This is a genomic window from Bacillus cereus group sp. N21 (assembly GCF_016483395.1).
Taxonomy (GTDB): Bacteria; Bacillota; Bacilli; order Bacillales; family Bacillaceae_G; genus Bacillus_A; species Bacillus_A pseudomycoides.
In genome coordinates, this window is the sequence record NZ_JAEHBX010000079.1 from 1 (window position 1) to 18425 (window position 18425).

Consider the following 18425-nt stretch of genomic DNA (forward strand, 5'->3'; position numbering starts at 1 on the left):
TACCGGAACCATCTTTTAAGTGCCTAATTTTTAAAGGTCTTTTTATTAAACTGTCCATTTTATAGGGTACAGTTCAACAATTGCTTGGTTTTTTACTTATATTCTATTTCACATATCCTAAATAACATCATTAACCTTTGCATCAATTTTCACACGCTTAATGAATTTCTTTCTTTCATCTTCTTTATGAATTAACTTATGTACATAACGACGTTTGCTTAATACATCCCTGCATGCTTTATTATAATTTAAAATTTCCTGGCAGCGCTTATCCTCATATAAAACCTTGAACCATGTATACCGCTTCAGTTTTTCTATGTGTCGATGCACTCTTTTCTTTTTCCTTTCTTCTCGTTCCGCTAATCTTTCTAATGCCTGCTCTACCACTTCATCTAACATAAAGTCTCCAGCGACTCTTATAATACTAACAGTCCCTCTTACAATCCCTTTACCTGCATCAACACATATTTCACCTAATGCAATTGCTGCGCGACCAACTCCTACTAGAATGTGTCCAATCATATCCTCCATATTGTCCCTTCTTTCTAGTTCACAATTTTCATATGATCAAACGGATAATAGATTGCAGTTAATGTGCCAAGCACTTCTGTTTTATGAATCAGTCCTAAGCCGTTACGGCTATCTCTACTCACTAAACGATTATCTCCCATGACAAAAATTTTATTTTTCGGAATCGTAATAGGACCAAAGTCTTCAGTTAAATTAATAAGAAGTTGTTTCGCTTGTTTTTTATTTTTATCTAAATAAGGTTCACTTTGCACTTGATGATTTACGTATAATTGGTCATTTTTCATCTCAATTACATCTCCTGGCAACCCAATAATTCTCTTCACATAAAAATTATCAGTCTTTACTACAATAATATCTTCACGCTCATAGGTTTCAAATCTCTTTGCTAACTTATTAATAATTACTTTATCCCCATCTTGCAATGTTGGCCTCATAGATGCTCCCTGCACAGTTGTTGGAAAAAACACAAAAATTTTCACTAAAAAAAACAACAAACACGCAATAGCTAGTATTTCAAAAAGCTCACGAAAGCGACTTTTCTTTTTCATTTTCCATCTCTCATTCCTCTCCCTTTGTTACATTTATTATAGATAGTTTTTATTATTAATTTCCACAAAATTCCGAAAGAACAAGATAAAACCTATAAAATTTTATAAATCTGAATAATATTCTTAAATGTAATTGATATACTAGATTGGTCTTTTATAAATTAATGCATATACTCCAAGGAGGACTCATTTTTTATGAAAGTTATGTTAAGGAACGAAAATACTGGACAAATTAAACAGGCAAAACTAGGTTTTAGCTGGACTGTCTTTTTCTTCGGATTTTTCCCTGCTATATTCCGTGGGGATTGGAAATGGTTTTTAATTATCTTAATTGCAAGTGCTTTTACATTCGGATTTTCTGCTTTATTTATAACAAAATATACATTAATGAGCTATTATCTCAAGATTATAAAGCGGCTGACGAATATAGTCTTTCCGCTTTACAGCAAAAGAACATCGTAGCATAATATATAATCAAAAAAGAGGATATCCCAAAAGTAGCTCAATAGCTACTTTTAGAGATATCCTCTTTTATATTCCAACATATACAATACACATCTGTGCAGCAACATATGTTACCCAGATCCAAAGTGGATCATACTTTACTTTGCGACCACCAATATCCGTTACACCTATAATAAAATCAGAAATCACAAATAACAATCCGCCAAGCGCTGGAATCCACCACATTCCGTTGTTTGTATAGTATAATGCAAATGCAAAACACGCCATTCCCCCAACCCATAAACCATATACGAGCGCACCAATTGTAAACAGCCTATCTTGTTTTTGATTGCGAATAAAAAAGAACCAACCAATTATTAAAAATAAACCGTATGCTACTACTCCAATCCAGAACCCATTCCATGAGATACCCGTTTGCAAAAATGCTGTTACATAAAAACAATGCGCAATTGCAAAGGTAACCATACCGCCGATTAACCGATGTCCAAATGGAATGATCCCTGCCATAAATAAATCACCAAGCGTAGATAAAGTCATACCAATTGCAGCCCACTGACGATACTCTACAGATGGATCTTGTAACCAAATCCAGATCGCACCACCAGTTAAAGAAAAACTAAGAATAAGACGAATCAATAATGGTAAAGGCTCATTTTCTCCCGTTTGCTTTGTCTGTGCTATTGCATAAACCGCACCTACAACAAATACAATGACTTGTCCAATTAATAGTATATAAATTTCATTCATAACATGTTCTCCTCAATAAATGGATATTAATATTTCTTCGTGATATAACCTATCTTCTCCTGTTTTTATCATATAAAATTTCAAAAAAAGAGGAACACTCCTATCCTTTTTTCTAAAATTAAAAGAAATTAATCCTACTCTTTTTATGCCGCTTGTTTCTCTTGCTCCGTTTTTTGCATATTTGGTGTCCGATTTACTACGATAATACCCGCTGCTACACATGCTAATCCAAATAAAACAAATGAATGAATTGCTTCCCCTAAAATCATGCTGGATAATAAGACTCCAAATACTGGTATAAAGAACATATACATCGATACTTTTCCGACCTTGTTATACTTCATAACTGTATTCCATATACAGAACCCCGCCGCTGATAAGAAGGATAAATAAAGTAACATAGATAGTGCTTTCATATTGAATACAAAAGGCATAAATCCAACTTGAAAAATACCAATACATAATAATCCGATAGATCCAAAAATCATCTGATAGGCTGTCATGTACCCAACATCTAATGTTTTGCTTCCTTCTTTCGCCAATATATTTCCATATGAATACATCATCGCGGCCCCAAGAAGCAATAATTCACCAATTCCAAAATGAAACGCCATACTTCCATCACTTGGAACATTCACAAGAATCACACCACAAAAACCGATAGACACGCCAATTACTTTTCGAATATTTAATGCATCATCTTTATACAAAAAATGCGCAATTAAAATTTGAAAAAAAGATGATGTACCAGAAATAATAGCACCTTCAATTCCAGAACTGTAACTCATACCAATATAAAAGCATACATATTGTAGAAATGTTTGAAATAAACCAATTTGCACTAATTGCTTCCCTGTTTCTTTTTTGAAATGCATATCTTTTCCTATTGCTTTAAAAAAGAATAAGAGCATCACACCAGATAAGAAAAAGCGATAACCAGCAAATAATATTTGCTCGCCAACTTCATGTGGCTGAATTCCGAGTTCAGCATAACTTAATTTAATAAAAGGAAATGCGCTTCCCCATAGAAATGTCGCTGCTAGCGCTGCAGCAAACACACCAATTGGATGGGTAAAAAATTTCTCTGTCTTCACTTATCGTCTTCCTTTCCGACCTTTTTACGAACAGTATTCATATATACCAAAGGAAACGCAAAAAAACAAGTTTTTCAATTTGACATATAAACAAAAACATATTCTCAAGTAAAAACATATGATATAATATAGAATAATTACAAGATAATAACTGATAAAATTTTTCAATAGAAATGCTGCTATCCGTATGGATGGCAGCTTTCGTCGTTTTATGGGGATTTCGATTTTGATTCTTTTTCTCAATAAGAATTTGGAAGGAGCGAGTAATAATGAACTCAGAAGTAAAAGTATTACCATCAAAAAAGGATATGTCTAACCCATCCTGGATTCAATCATTCCAAAAGCATTATGAACTTATCTTTGCAATCCTATCTGGTGTTTTCATTTTATCCGGTTGGTTATTCACAAAAAACGAAGCAACAACTGCTGGGATAGTTTTTTATATCCTCGCTTATATAATTGGAGGATATGCGAAAGCGAAAGAAGGAATCGAAGATACAATAGAAGAAAAAGAATTGAATGTAGAAATGTTAATGCTCTTCGCTGCCATTGGTGCCGCTATTATCGGATACTGGGCAGAAGGTGCCATCTTAATATTTATCTTTGCACTAAGCGGTGCAATGGAAGCTTATACATTAAGTAAAAGCCAAAAAGAAATTTCAGCACTGCTAGATTTACAACCTGAAGAAGCCTTGCTCATTTCACATGGAACAGAAGAACATATTCCAGTAGCTCAGTTAGAAATTGATGACATCATTTTAATTAAGCCAGGTGAACGCGTACCTGCAGATGGTACAATTCATAGCGGTGAAACAAATATCGATGAAGCTGCTATCACTGGGGAGCCTATCCCAAATGAGAAAAAATTTGGTGATGAAGTATTCGCTGGAACCGTGAACCTACGCGGGGCTATTGAAGTTAAAATTACAAAAAGAAGCGACCAAACATTGTTTCAAAAAATTATCCGTCTCGTTCAAAACGCGCAAAGTGAAAAATCACCATCGCAACTTTTTATCGAAAAATTTGAAGGAACATATGTAAAAGGTGTACTTATCATCGTTGCTCTAATGATGTTTGTTCCTCATTTCCTACTAGATTGGAGCTGGAACGAAACATTTTATCGTGCCATGATTTTACTCGTTGTTGCTTCTCCATGTGCGCTTGTCGCATCGATTACACCAGCGACATTATCTGCTATTTCTAACGGCGCACGAAGCGGTATTTTATTTAAAGGTGGTATTCATTTAGAACGCCTTGCCTCAGTGAAGGCAATTGCCTTTGATAAAACAGGAACATTAACTCAAGGAAAACCGACTGTGACAGATGTTTACGTACATGATGAAATAACAGAAAAAGATGTGTTGTATATTACAGCTTCTATCGAAAGTCATTCCACACACCCACTCGCAGAAGCTATCGTCAAGTACGCAAAACATGCATATGACATTACATTAACGAAACCCGAAAGTGTAGAAGATGTCACTGGATTTGGCTTAAAAGGAATTTTAGAAAATACAGCTTATAAGATTGGAAAGGCCGATTTTATTGGCGAAGAAACAAAAACTTTTCATAATGGTATCGCTACGACACTCGAACAAGAAGGAAAAACTGTTGTCTATATTAGTAATGAAAAAGGAATTCTTGGGCTTATTGCTTTAAAAGATACACTTCGCCAGGAAACAATTGCTGCTATTCGTGATTTACAAAGCATTGGTGTTGAAGCTATCATGATCACTGGTGATAACGAACAGACGGCTAAAGCAATTGCGACTGAAAGCAACATAAAAGAATACTACGCATCATGCTTACCAGAAACAAAAGTAGAAACAGTGAAGCAACTAAAAGAAAAATACGGTACAGTGGCAATGGTTGGCGACGGTATTAACGATGCTCCTGCACTTGCTACAGCAAGTATTGGCGTTGCTATGGGCGAAGGGACAGATGTTGCCTTAGAAACAGCAGATGTCGTTCTAATGAAAAATGAACTCTCTCGCCTTGCACAGGCCATTCGTTTATCAAAACGAATGAACCGCATTGTAAAACAAAATGTTATTTTTTCATTAGCAGTAATCGCAATGCTCATTTGCTCTAATTTCCTACAATTTTTAGCTCTTCCATTTGGCGTTATTGGTCACGAAGGAAGTACAATCCTTGTAATTTTAAACGGCTTACGTTTATTAAAAGGAAATAACTAAACGGGTCCCCAGAGGGAACCCGTTTTTTTAATGATAGCTATTATGTCCATTAGCACTGCTACTCGTTTTATGTTTTGGATGTGAGCTACTATTTTTTTTACCTTGGTTTTTGTTATTATGATTTTTTTTATTATTACTCATTTTGAATCCCCCCTGTTCCTCTTTATTATGGAACAGAAAATTATTTTTCATCACGGGAATTATTGTCACTTGTTCGATAAAAATGTAGTAATCCATTAATTTCTCCGCCAAGTAAAATGACCCAAGCCGTTAAATAGAACCATAACATTAAAATGATAATACCACCAAGACCACCGTATGTATTCGCATAATTTGCAAATTTATCCACGTAATAGGCAAATGAGTACGATACCAAAATCCACCCAACCGTTGCAAATAATGCCCCTGATATAACTTCTCTTCTCTTTAACTTTCGATCAGGTGCAAATGTGTATAAAAAGCTAAATAAGGCAAATAACACTAAGAAACTGGCTACTAGCCGTATAATACTCCATACGAAAGAAAAGCTTTCTGATAAACCAAGCGCTTTAAAAACAGCTGCACCAATTACTTGTCCAAATACAGGAACAATTAACGCGAAGACAATCATAAAAATCATCGCTAGTGTAAGCACAATAGACAAAGCTCTCGTCGCGATAAAAGAGCGCGTTTCCTTTACATCATAGGCTCGGTTAAATGCATTCATAACTGCATTTACACCATTTGATGCAAACCATAACGTTGATAATAAACCAAACGATAATAAACCACCATTTTGTTCATTTACAACTTTATCTACGTTCACTTCAATTAAGTTCATTGCATCTTCTGGCACATAAGCCTCTAATAAACTGAGCACATCCTCTGTTTGAATTGGAATAAATCCAAGAAGCGTAATTAAAAAAACAAGTCCAGGAAAAATAGCAAGCAAGAAGAAATAAGCGAGCTGTGCTGCTAGGCCCGCTACGTCATCTCGCATCGTTCGGTCATATAGATCTTTCCCAAACGAATAGACACGATTTCCCCTTGCTTTCTCTAGAAATTTTTTCATATTTCTCTAAACGCTTTTCTTCTCTTCTTTATCTTGCTTTAACTCAATGTATGCTTCTGTTTTTTTTTCTTCTGCATTAGAGTCCTTCATAAATAATTCACGCGCTTCTTTCATTCCACCATCTTCAGCTACTACCGGTTCTTCTTCTACTTTTAATTCTTCTACTTTTGGAGACACAGCTTGAATTTCAATTGTTTCTGGCTTTTCCTCTCGTTCAATCTTTTTCTTACTAAATATTTCTTTTGTTTCCTTTAACGTGCCAACAACAGCTGGCGTTAGCTTCTTTATTTCCGCTACCTTCGCCTTTACTACATTAAAATCTGCAAGTTCGCGTCCTTTATCTGTAACAGTTTGCACTTTTTCTTTTATCTTTGCATTCTCGCCAATTTCAATCATTTTTGATTTTGCTTTTTCTGCTGTATTTTTCACTTTTTCACGATTTTCTTTCTTAAGCATAGAAACAGCTACACCTGCTGCTACCCCAATTGCAATGTTTCGAGCTATATTATTCTTCTTTGCCATATTCCTTCACCCTTTCATTTCTTATGTTAGAAAGTATTTCTTTCTAAGCTTTCTCATATTCCTTGCTCATTTCGAATGAATGCTAACAATTTTGCACACCCTTCTGTTACAAGGTCATATACTTCTTGAAAGTTCCCTGTAAAATAAGGGTCAGGAACATCCGTCCAGCCACCGTCTGGAACAAAATCAGACAGTCTACCAATATAGCCTCCAGCTTTACCTAAACTTTCTAAATCCGCTATATTCTTGTTGTCCATGGCAATAATATAATCAAACTTTGTTAAGTCTTCTTTTTCTACTTGACGTGCTTTAATTCCTTCAAAAGAGACTTCATTTTCTTTTAAAACTTTTTGTGTTCCTTCATGAGGTGGATGACCAATATGCCAATCGCCTGTTCCAGCAGAATCAATTTGAATTTTATCTTCTAATCCTTCTTGCACGACAATATCACGAAAAATCGCTTCTGCCATCGGTGAACGACAAATGTTCCCAAGACAAACAAACAATACTTGAATCATATTTGTTTCTTCCCTTCTTGGTGCATTTCTTATATATACATATAGTATAAACAACCAATTATTAATTATAAAGGAAATCCCTACTAATTTAATAGGGTTGAAAAGTTTCATTAACGAAAATGATAAAAAATGTTAAGATATCTTTATGTTATTTCAAAGGGGGACACTTCGGTGGATTTATCCGTAAAATCGCAAGAAAATGTTGAATATATGGTAGAAGCTATTAAAGAAAAGTTACGCATGGTAAACGCAGGAGCAATGAGAGCTGAAAGCTTTAACCAAGAAATGTACGAAGATTTACGAGATATTTACGACCATGTAATGAAACGTGAAACATTCAGCATTAGTGAAATGCAGGCTATTACTGAAGAATTAGGTACGCTAATTAAAAAATAATGAAAAGTCCCTTATACAAAGGGACTTTTTTATTTCCGACAAATTAATGACACCCTTCCACTTTTCTACATCTATTTTCCAAATACTGTACAATAAAAGGAGAACTTCACCATAGACCTTCCCTTTCACCAAACTCTTTTTTTAATATTTATCTTATTACCATTGCTAACTGCTTTTACCGGAGGTGTTTATCTATGAGCAATTGGTACAGTAAAACGAAAGGTCAAGCAATACTTGCACTTGAAACAAATGAACAACATGGTCTAACAGACGAAATGGTGCAAATTCGATTAAAAAAATATGGACGAAACGAACTCACTACAAAACAAAAACGGACTTTATGGCAACGTATTTTTTCTCAAATTAATGATGTTCTCGTCTATGTTCTTTTAATTGCCGCTCTTATTTCTGCCTTTGTTGGTGAGTGGGCCGATGCGAGCATTATTGCTCTCGTTGTTGTCTTAAATGCTGTAATTGGTGTCATTCAAGAATCGAAAGCAGAACAAGCTTTAGAAGCATTAAAAAAGATGGCAACGCCAAAAGCAATTGTAAAACGGGATGGTGAACTAAAAGAAATTCCGTCCGAAGATGTTGTTCCAGGAGATATCGTTATGCTTGATGCTGGACGTTATATTCCGTGTGACTTACGGCTTATTGAAACCGCCAATTTAAAAATTGAGGAATCTGCTTTAACAGGCGAATCTGTTCCTGTGGATAAAGATTCACTTTACCATCCTTCTCTTCAAAATGAAGAACAAATACCACTCGGTGATCAAAAAAATATGGCCTTTATGTCGACCCTTGTTACATACGGCCGAGGTGTTGGTGTTGCTGTTGAAACAGGAATGAAGTCTCAAATTGGAAAAATCGCTACTCTCTTGCATGAAGCGGATGATGATGCAACACCACTTCAAAAAAGCTTAGCTCAAGTCGGGAAATATTTAGGTTTTGTAGCAGTTGCAATCTGTATCACCATGTTCTTCATCGGATATTTCCAAGGCCGAGACACATTAGAAATGTTTATGACTGCCATTAGCTTAGCGGTTGCAGCAATTCCAGAGGGATTACCAGCTATTGTTTCCATTGTTCTTGCAATTGGTGTGCAACGTATGATTAAACAAAACGTGATTATTCGCAAGCTTCCAGCCGTAGAAGCACTCGGTTCTGTTACAATTATTTGTTCAGATAAAACAGGAACATTAACACAAAATAAAATGACAGTTACTCATTTCTATAGTGACCGTACATACGATAAACTAAAAAATTTAAATATAAACAATGATGCTCAGCGCTTATTATTAGAAAATATGATTTTATGCAACGATGCATCTTATAAGGCTGAATCACAAACTGGCGATCCAACAGAAATTGCTCTTCTTGTTGCTGGCAGCATCTTTCATCTTCAAAAAGACACTTTAGAAGATCAACATAGACGCGTGAACGAATTACCATTTGACTCCGAACGTAAAATGATGACAACATTGCATGAGTACAATGAAAACTATTACAGCATGACAAAAGGAGCAATTGATAAACTCTTACCTCGTTGTAAACATATCTTTATAAATGGTAAGACGGAGGTCTTAACCGAAGCAATTGAAGAACAAATATTAGAAGCTGCTCAAATGATGTCTCAAAAAGCTTTACGAGTACTATCATTTGCTTTCAAACAGTATGATACAAAAAACGTTAACACCAATCACATGGAAGAAAATCTTATATTCATCGGACTTGTCGGCATGATTGATCCACCGCGAACAGAAGTAAAAGCATCTATTGCAGAATGTAAAAACGCGGGAATTCGTACTGTTATGATTACAGGAGATCATAAAGATACCGCTTTTGCTATTGCAAAAGAACTTGGTATTGCTGAAAAAGAATCCGAAGTCATGATTGGAACAGAATTAGATCGTATTTCAGACGAAAAACTAACAAATGAAATTAATCATTTAAACGTCTTTGCACGCGTTTCTCCTGAACATAAAGTTAAAATTGTGAAGGCACTACGCGCAAAAGGAAATATTGTTTCTATGACTGGAGATGGTGTCAATGATGCACCATCTTTAAAACAAGCTGATATCGGAGTCGCAATGGGGATTACAGGAACAGATGTTGCTAAAGGCGCGGCTGACATGGTTTTAACAGATGATAACTTCTCATCTATTGTAAAAGCTGTTGAGGAAGGAAGAAATATTTATCGCAACATTAAAAAATCGATTCTTTTCTTACTCTCTTGCAACTTTGGAGAGATTATTGCACTCTTCTTAGCTATTTTACTCGGCTGGGCTACCCCACTTCGTCCGATTCACATTTTGTGGGTGAATTTAATTACAGATACACTCCCAGCTCTATCACTAGGTATTGACCCAGAAGATCCGGATGTGATGAAAGAAAAGCCGCGTGATGCAAAAGAAAGCTTGTTTCATGGTAGCGTTCCTTTTCTTATTTTAAACGGGATTATAATTGGGTTCATCACGTTAATCGCCTTTATTGTTGGGGCAAAATTATATACAGGAGATACAAATATCTTCCCTCTTTTCCCATCTCAAATTGATGATGATGCTTTATTACATGCCCAAACGATGGCGTTTGTCGTACTCAGTTTTTCACAGCTTGTTCATTCATTCAATTTACGATCAAGTACAAAATCAATCTTTTCGATCGGAGTATTCACAAATAAATACTTAGTTTTCTCCCTACTTATTGGTGTACTTATGCAAGTATGCATTATCTCCATTCCACCGATTGCTAATATATTTGGCGTACATGCTTTAACTTTAAAAGATTGGGGATTTGTTATATTACTAAGTATTATTCCACTTGTTATAAACGAAATGATAAAAGTGTTTAAGAAAAATTAAAAGGCAATGAGGGAGCTCCTCATTGCCTTTTTACATTACCCTTGTAATTCTTTTTTTATATTCTCTGTAAGTTCCGCCATACGCTTGCGGCTTTCTTCACGTTCACGTTTGTTTTGTTCTTCAATTTGCTGTGTTTCTTGCATACCTCTTGAAATAATATTCCATGTTTCTTCAAGTGTTTCCATTTTAATACTAGAAGAACCAGAAAGTCTCGCTACCTCTACACTTTGCGTTGCAATGTTTTGTGCATTTTTCTTAAGTAGTTCATTGGTACGACGGTCAAGCTCAGCCATAGAATCCGCAACAAGCTTTTGACGTTTTGCATTCACAGCCTGAATAATTCCATTTTTAAAGATAGGAATTGTTGTAATAAACGCTGTATTAATTTTACCGATTAATTTGTTATTACCACGCTGAATCATGCGAATTTGTGGTGCTGTTAATAACGCAACCATACGAGCCTTCTCTAAATCATCAATGCGTTGCTCTAAAATTTCGACAGAGTTTCTTAAAGATTCTAATTCAATACCTGCCAATTGATCATTGTTACGAACGCGTTCTTCATACATTGGAACTAGTTCTGTGTTTAGACGCTCTAGTAACATTTCTCCTGCTACTACATATTTCTCTAAGTCTAAATAATATTTTAAGTTTTGTTCATATAAGCCATCTAACGTACCAATTGATTTTTTCATTTCATCTTGGTATTTCGTAATTTCCACGTACACTTTGTCCATTTCACGGCCCATCGTTTGATACTTACTAAAGATTTGTTCAATCATCTTATCTGCCTTTTTGAACATACGAGAGAAAAAGCCACTTTTTTCTTCCGCGAAATCTTTACTATCAAATCTATCCATAATTTTACCAAGTTGCTTTAGCAACTCACCAGAATCCTCTATCTTAGATAAAGACATTGTATGTAAAATTTGATCTGCAAAACGGGAAATTTCCATGGATGGTTCTTTTCCAAGCTCAATTAATTCTAGCTGATCTTTAACATCCACTCCATTATAAATACGTTGCACTTCAGCATCTTGCCTTAGCTGCAAACGAACATCTTGTGCGGTTTGCTCATTTAATTCTGTTTTCGAATCTAGTACGACTGGATTATTCATGTGTTATTCTCCCTTTCCTTATAAAAATGGACGAAATAGCCCTTTTATTGTTTGAGATAAATTTTTATACGCTGACGGGCCGTGAAATTCAAGATCAAAGTTCACTTCCTCAAGCCAATGTGAATCAAATGCCGCTCCTTCAATATACGGTTCAATATCATTTCTTCCTGTTGGATTGAAGTGCAATACATCAATTCCAATTTGATTTAAAAATAATAATAAGACCGCATCAGAACGAATTAATTCTCCACTCTTTTCATTGTTAAATATAACAATTTTCGGTACTTCTTGCGAATAATCAAATTTCTCAAGTAACTCTAAAATATGAGGTGGGATTTGAGAAAGCTGCGCAAAAACATACAGTGATACATCTTGTTTTGTTTCTTTTCCAACTGGTTTACACAGTTCACTTTCACACGTATGAATGATAGCTTCTGCAATCCCATGCTGCAAACCTTCAGGTAAGCGTTTATGTGGCCACCAATGACTATTCATAATTTGATCTGGATGCAGTTTCCCAGCACGGTCTAATGCATCTCGATAATGAAATTGAAAGTTTGCTTTTTGTTCTTTTGTAAATGGAAATGTATTAATTAATAAGCTGTTATCGAGTGATGTGACAGCCTTCAAACGCTGGAAATATTCTTTATCATTTTTTGAAATACCAGATACTTTTGCAAATAAAGATGGAATATAAATATGTTTATTTTCCACAAAGAATGTCGGGCGTATAAATGCTTTTTCTTTCGTAATTATAAAGAGTTCATCGTATGTTGTCTTCAGCGTACGTGCTACAGGCGTGTACGTACGAAATTGCCACGGTTTGTATAATAATGAATTATCATGATGAAGCACTTGTTCAATTTCTTTCGATGCTTGATACGCTACCGTTGCAACACGCTCACGACGCCGATCAGGGAATGGCTCTAATGAAACGCGACCTGGATGAGAAACGACAAAAGTCCTAGCTGCATCATCAATGCTTTCAAAACCATCTTTTCCTTCTGGATGATAATAGAGAACATCACATCCGAGCATAATAAGAAAATATAAGAAATAGATCTGACTCTCTTTCGCATCACCGTACCAAACGATACGCGGCATTTGTTTCTTATAATTAATTGCAGAAAACCATTTTGCTACGTAATTTTCACTTAATTTAATGATATCAATTAAGAAACGACGAAAACCTTCTGTTTTTAAAGATTGATTATGTTGTTTCTCATACAATTTCAATACAGTGATAAATGTTGTATGTATATAGTGTTGTAAATCTGGATTATCCACTTTTGGTAACAATTGCTTTCCTGATAAATGTGCAACAAGGCGGTTTACAGTAAGTCCGTTTGGCGCTTCTTGATGTAATGTAAATACTTCTTGAATTTGGCGGAGCTTCTCAGAATCGATTACTTTATTTAAATTCTGTTCGTGCAGTACAGTAATTCCTTTTGCTTCGCTATAATCAAATAGTTCATTAAAATATTCATCTACATCGTTTGGGACACCAAGAATACGACAAGCTATATAGCTAAATTTCAGCTCATTCTCTGTTAATTCATATTGTGGGCGTTTTTCTAAAATCATTTCGAATTGTTTTAAGTCAGCTTCTTCTTTTAATGCATATGGATGAAGTGTAAAACGCGAAAACACGACAGTTCACCTCCAGAAACATTTACTTTTTTAAAGAAATAATATCTTATCTTTTTATTATAAACTATTTTAAGTTATAAAAAATGGGCGCTCGCATAACGAGCAAACCCATTTCAATTATTTATCTTCTTTCTTAGTAGCTGCAATCTCTTCTCGGGCTTGTCCAGAATTTCGCATATAATGCAAAATAAATGTTGCACCAAATGCGATAACTAAAATCATAAAGAATAGCCAGTGTGGCACTTCAATATGAATAACAGATAGTAACATCTTCGCTGCAATAATTAAAATTAAAATATACGCCGTTGATTCAAGCTCTGGAATACGTTCTAGTAATCTTAAGAATACACCTGCAATACCACGCATCATTAAAATACCAAGCATTCCGCCCAGAAGCAGAATCCATACTTCATTGGATACACCAAACGCTGCAAGAACGCTATCTACTGAAAATGCAATATCCATTAATTCAACCATGACAACTGTTCCCCAGAATACACCAAATATTCTAAAAAGAATACTATTTTGGTTCAGGCCATGTTCTTCTTCTTCACTATTTTCTTTTCGTTTATCAATGAAATATTTAATAGAAAGCCATGCAAGGTACAGTGCTCCTAATACTTTTACCCACCATAATTTAATTAAGAACATACCGATTCCAATTGCAATAAAACGGAATGCATATGCACCAATTAACCCATAAAATAATGCCTTTTTGCGTTTTTCTTCTGGTAAATGTTTTACCATTACCGCTAACACAAGGGCGTTATCGGCAGATAGTAAGCCTTCAAGTACAACAAGTGTACCAATTAATCCCCAAGATACAGGATCTTGTAACACTTTAATCCACATGTCCAAGTCAAAAAATTGGGCATACGTATCAAGGATTCCTTGTAAAATGCTCATCTTACTGTTTTCCCCTATTCTTTGCTAGATTTATAGAAAGGTCAAAAAAAGGAAACGAAGTTCGTTTCCTTCTTATGCATCCAAGCCATACGCTCTTACAAGCGCACCTAATCCGCCTTGGAATCCACTTCCTACTGCATTAAACTTCCACTGTCCATTATGACGGTATAATTCACAAAAGACAACTGCTGTTTCAATGGAGAAATCTTCTCCTAAATCAAAACGAAGAACTTCTTCATTTGTCTCTTCATTTGCTAAACGAACAAATGCATTTGCAACTTGTCCAAAGTTTTGATTGCGACCTTCCGCATCATAAATCGTAACTGTAATTGCAATTTTATGAACATCTGCTGGAACTTTAGTTAAATCCACAACAAGTTGCTCATCATCGCCTTCGCCTTCACCTGTACGGTTGTCACCTGTATGTAAAACTGATTCACAAGGAGATTGTAAGTTGTTATAGAAAATAAAATCTGTTTCTTTCGTACATTTTCCATTCGCATCTAATAAAAAAGCTGATGCGTCTAAATCATAATCAGATCCGCCATCATATGATTTAATATCCCAGCCAAGGCCGATAACTGCTTTTGTAAGACCTGGACTTGTCTTACCTAAATCAATCTTCTGTCCTTTTTGTAATTGAATAACCATTTATATTCACCTCTTATACTATGATTCTAAAAAGTATATACATGAGTAAAGTACATGTTCACTCATATATATCCATTTTGATGTTTCAACATTTAAGTTGCTGCTGTGAAAAAATAAAAGTGACCTGCACTTTGTTTTCACTTGGCATGAGGCAGGAAGAGAATCTGACCGCTTCTATTCATGGCCGGATGCTCTCTCCCACCTAAAAAGAAAGCTTTTATGCCGGTTTTTCAATTTGTATTTATATATTTTTCTTATTACTCTACATCTAAACCAAAGTTGCTACACAAAGCACCTAATCCGCCTTGGAATCCACTTCCGATTGCATTAAACTTCCAATCCCCAGCATGACGATATAACTCACCGACTACTACTGCTGTTTCAATAGAGAAGTCCTCACCAAGATCATAACGAATTAGCTCTGAACCTTTTTCTTCATCTACAATACGTACGAAAGAATTAGATACTTGGCCAAAGTTTTGGCTACGGCTTTCTCCGTCGTAAATTGTAATTGTGAAACAAATACGCTCAATATGAGCAGGAACATTCTTTAAATCTACTTTAATTGTTTCATCATCGCCTTCGCCTTCACCAGTACGATTATCTCCTAAATGCTCTACCGAACCATTTGCACCCTTTGGATTATTATAAAACACAAAGTCTTCTGAACCCGATACTTTTCCATTTGCACCTACTAGAAAAATACTAACGTCTAAATCAAAATCATTTTGTCCATCATAGCGATTTGTATCCCAACCAAGACCTACAAGAACGTTAGAAAGGCCTGGATTTGTTTTTGTTAAATCTACCTTCTGTCCTTTTTTTAACGAAATCGATGCCATATATTATTCCTCCTTAAATTGTATTACTGATAACGTGATACAATCTCACTTAAATTCTTATCTTGTGTACCTTCTCCAACTGCAGAAAACTTCCATTCACTTCCATCACGATACATTTCACCTGCAACTAGCGTTGTTTTTCCGCCGTAATTTTCCGATAAATTATAACGCACTAATTCTTCACGTGTTTGTGGATTTTGAATACGAATATATGCGTTCTGAATCATGCCAAAATCTTGGCGACGATTCACGCAATCATAAATATTTACAACAAATACTAAACGATTAATACGACTCGGAACTTTATGTAATTCCACGAAAATTGTTTCATCATCGCCAGAACCTTCACCTGTTAAATTATCACCTGAATGAATAATACTTCCACAAGCAGAGAGTTTATTTCCAAAATAAACAAGATCATTTTTATTTAAAAAACGATCATTTTCTAGCATAATCACAGATGCATCACAATCGATGTTTGGTTTACTTCCAAATAACGAAGATAGAAATCCACCTGATTGTCCAATTGGATCCCATCCTAAGCCAACCTGTAATTTTGCTACTCCTGGTTGTCCCTTCGTTAAATCAATCTTCTGTCCTTTTTCTAAAATAATAGGCATGAAGTTTCTTCCTTTCTACAAGGTATTTTCCAAATGGGAAAATATTGTATTCTCCTCTTATATTGTAGCATCATTTGTCAATTGAAAAAAAGAATAAATTTTCAATTATATGAAAATATCTGTATCATTTATTCATAGGGATGTAATAAGTGGTAAATTGAACCAATCATTCCCGCATGATTGCGATTTTGCGCTAAACTAATCTCACATGTATTATAAATTTCTTGATGCAAATATTTCTGTACTTCTTCTTTCACTTCATCTAATAACTTAGTACCTCTTGCCGTAATACCACCACCAATAATAATCGTTTGTGGATCTTTAGCATTTAACGCTTCATTTGTACACGCAGATTCTTTACCAAAAGTTGAAGAAATAGGACAAGGTGCGAAAATTATGCATAGTCTAGATTCAACTTATAATGCTGAAGCAAACATAAAAAATTCAATAAAAGTTTCATTCATTGATGATCCAAATACTGATAAAAAATATGCTATCGTTTTTACAGAAGGAAGTAATATTGCTTCGAATTTTTCGCGTGGTACTGGCACATATTCAGCTCAGATTTTCTGGCCATCCGCTTTTAAAACAGGGTTAGAAATTACAAGTAATGACAATGCAAAATTTTATAAAGTGTCACCTAAAAATGAAATTGAATCAAAAACAGTATCTTCTACAGTTTCATACAATGTAGGTGGGAGCTTAGAGGTTAAACCAGAAGGTCTCTCATCTTCCGTATCAGCTGGTGCATCTTGGTCCAATACTATATCATATGAACAACCAAATTATAAAACGTTTTTAACAAATAACACAGATAAAAAAGTAGATTGGAATGTAGAATTTAATCAATTTTATAATAAAGGATATGGACCTTATAATAGAGATTCAAGTGGTTATTATGGTAATGAATTATTTATGAGCTCACGTACCGATCCACTCATTAATGCAGAAGATAATTTTTCATCAGACAGTGAACTTCCATCTCTAGTAAGATTTGGTTTTCAACCAAGTACAATGGCAATCATAATTGCAGATAAAAATGCAACTTCAACAGATTTATCTGTAAAACATGCTAGAGAACGAGATGTGTATACATTATCCTATGAATATTTAAAAGGTTGGATAGGATCAAATAGCAAAACCTATAAGCATCCTCACGACAAGTTTGGAACTATAGATAATTATAAAATTGATTGGCAAAATAATAAAATTATTCACCAAAGTTCTAGTCTACAAACATGGAATTAACAACAAATTCTTATCTATAATAGTTAAACCTATTCCAATACTGGAATAGGTTTTTTACTTAATATTTGAATGTGAACTTTTAAATATTAGTTTACATTCATTTCCCCTCAAACATTGACTTTACCTCAATTCCCTTGATATCCTCAAAATCAGAAAGAAAAGTATACATTCAAAACACTATAAATAAAGAGATTAGGAAATCCATTGGAAATATTTAATACACTAACATATGAGCCTAAACATAAAGAACGACTGCTAAAATCAGTCGTTCTTTATTAATTAATTATTTATTTTACAAAGTTAAAAATTAACATACCTATTCCTACTAACAAACTCATTCCTAATATAAATAAAATCGTTCTATACACCCAATACGGAAAGAATTTTGGATTTGAGTCAATATTTTGGACACAAAAAAGTTAAATCTAAGCTACTTTTTTAGCTAGATCTTCTATAGTTTGG

The 18425-nt window shown here is 34.7% G+C and carries 17 protein-coding genes and 2 pseudogenes; 5 read left to right on the forward strand and 14 right to left on the reverse strand.

The annotated features are described in order from the left end of the window. Window positions 1-117: 117 nt before the first annotated feature. Both JDS96_RS26210 and lepB read right to left on the reverse strand, forming a co-directional pair. Window positions 118-531: a hypothetical protein gene (locus JDS96_RS26210; RefSeq protein WP_199668531.1), complete on the reverse strand. Its 414-nt coding sequence runs from the start codon at window positions 529-531 to the stop codon at window positions 118-120. A 14-nt stretch (window positions 532-545) separates the two neighbouring features. Continuing rightward, complete coding sequence (gene lepB / locus JDS96_RS26215; protein WP_003194819.1) at window positions 546-1079, reverse strand: signal peptidase I; 534 nt, start codon at window positions 1077-1079, stop codon at window positions 546-548. Window positions 1080-1274: 195 nt separating this feature from the next. Here lepB and JDS96_RS26220 point away from each other — a divergent pair. Beyond that, window positions 1275-1546 (forward strand): annotated as a pseudogene (locus JDS96_RS26220) (hypothetical protein). A 64-nt stretch (window positions 1547-1610) separates the two neighbouring features. On the opposite strand, the gene JDS96_RS26225 reads toward JDS96_RS26220, so the two are convergent. Then, complete coding sequence (locus JDS96_RS26225; RefSeq protein WP_003194816.1) at window positions 1611-2291, reverse strand: lysoplasmalogenase; 681 nt, start codon at window positions 2289-2291, stop codon at window positions 1611-1613. Between the two features lie 143 nt (window positions 2292-2434). Continuing rightward, window positions 2435-3385: a DMT family transporter gene (locus tag JDS96_RS26230; protein WP_003194814.1), complete on the reverse strand. Its 951-nt coding sequence runs from the start codon at window positions 3383-3385 to the stop codon at window positions 2435-2437. Between the two features lie 533 nt (window positions 3386-3918). Between JDS96_RS26230 and JDS96_RS26235 the strand changes: the two genes are divergently transcribed. Further along, entirely contained in the window at window positions 3919-5580 is a 1662-nt protein-coding gene (locus tag JDS96_RS26235; protein WP_374221012.1) for a heavy metal translocating P-type ATPase, read from the forward strand. A 181-nt stretch (window positions 5581-5761) separates the two neighbouring features. Here JDS96_RS26235 and JDS96_RS26240 read toward each other — a convergent pair whose 3' ends face one another. Genes JDS96_RS26240 through JDS96_RS26250 form a run of 3 tightly spaced genes read right to left on the reverse strand, consistent with a single transcriptional unit; the run spans window position 5762 to window position 7671 of the window. Continuing rightward, complete coding sequence (locus JDS96_RS26240; protein WP_199668533.1) at window positions 5762-6631, reverse strand: YihY/virulence factor BrkB family protein; 870 nt, start codon at window positions 6629-6631, stop codon at window positions 5762-5764. Between the two features lie 6 nt (window positions 6632-6637). Next, window positions 6638-7153, reverse strand: coding sequence for a DUF4075 domain-containing protein (locus tag JDS96_RS26245; RefSeq protein ID WP_006093368.1), 516 nt, complete (start codon window positions 7151-7153; stop codon window positions 6638-6640). Window positions 7154-7206: 53 nt separating this feature from the next. Further along, window positions 7207-7671, reverse strand: a complete 465-nt coding sequence (locus JDS96_RS26250; RefSeq protein ID WP_018767220.1) for a low molecular weight protein-tyrosine-phosphatase — start codon at window positions 7669-7671, stop codon at window positions 7207-7209. A 171-nt stretch (window positions 7672-7842) separates the two neighbouring features. Between JDS96_RS26250 and JDS96_RS26255 the strand changes: the two genes are divergently transcribed. Together JDS96_RS26255 and JDS96_RS26260 are read left to right on the forward strand one after the other, a co-directional pair. After that, complete coding sequence (locus tag JDS96_RS26255) at window positions 7843-8067, forward strand: DUF1128 domain-containing protein (RefSeq protein ID WP_003194805.1); 225 nt, start codon at window positions 7843-7845, stop codon at window positions 8065-8067. Window positions 8068-8261: 194 nt separating this feature from the next. After that, window positions 8262-10928 (forward strand): cation-translocating P-type ATPase, encoded by a 2667-nt coding sequence (locus tag JDS96_RS26260; RefSeq protein WP_199668534.1) that lies wholly within the window; start codon window positions 8262-8264, stop codon window positions 10926-10928. Between the two features lie 35 nt (window positions 10929-10963). On the opposite strand, the gene JDS96_RS26265 is transcribed toward JDS96_RS26260, so the two are convergent. The 7 genes and pseudogenes from JDS96_RS26265 to JDS96_RS26295 form a co-directional block, all read right to left on the reverse strand. Continuing rightward, window positions 10964-12046 (reverse strand): toxic anion resistance protein, encoded by a 1083-nt coding sequence (locus JDS96_RS26265; RefSeq protein WP_199668535.1) that lies wholly within the window; start codon window positions 12044-12046, stop codon window positions 10964-10966. 18 nt (window positions 12047-12064) lie between these two features. Beyond that, window positions 12065-13696, reverse strand: coding sequence for a YceG family protein (locus tag JDS96_RS26270; protein WP_199668536.1), 1632 nt, complete (start codon window positions 13694-13696; stop codon window positions 12065-12067). Window positions 13697-13813: 117 nt separating this feature from the next. Next, on the reverse strand, window positions 13814-14602 hold the full coding sequence (locus JDS96_RS26275) for a TerC family protein (protein WP_016112938.1): 789 nt from the start codon (window positions 14600-14602) through the stop codon (window positions 13814-13816). Between the two features lie 72 nt (window positions 14603-14674). Next, window positions 14675-15253 carry a TerD family protein gene (locus JDS96_RS26280; protein ID WP_003194796.1) on the reverse strand — a complete coding sequence of 193 codons (579 nt, stop codon included), beginning with the start codon at window positions 15251-15253 and terminating at the stop codon, window positions 14675-14677. Window positions 15254-15510: 257 nt separating this feature from the next. Continuing rightward, window positions 15511-16095, reverse strand: coding sequence for a TerD family protein (locus tag JDS96_RS26285; protein ID WP_199668537.1), 585 nt, complete (start codon window positions 16093-16095; stop codon window positions 15511-15513). Window positions 16096-16118: 23 nt separating this feature from the next. After that, window positions 16119-16715 (reverse strand): TerD family protein, encoded by a 597-nt coding sequence (locus JDS96_RS26290; protein ID WP_199668538.1) that lies wholly within the window; start codon window positions 16713-16715, stop codon window positions 16119-16121. Between the two features lie 128 nt (window positions 16716-16843). Further along, window positions 16844-17035, reverse strand: a pseudogene (locus JDS96_RS26295) (ROK family protein); the annotation flags it as partial. A 76-nt stretch (window positions 17036-17111) separates the two neighbouring features. On the opposite strand from JDS96_RS26295, the gene JDS96_RS26300 reads away from it, so the two are divergent. Beyond that, window positions 17112-17963 (forward strand): beta-channel forming cytolysin, encoded by an 852-nt coding sequence (locus tag JDS96_RS26300; RefSeq protein ID WP_242479998.1) that lies wholly within the window; start codon window positions 17112-17114, stop codon window positions 17961-17963. Window positions 17964-18425: the final 462 nt, after the last annotated feature.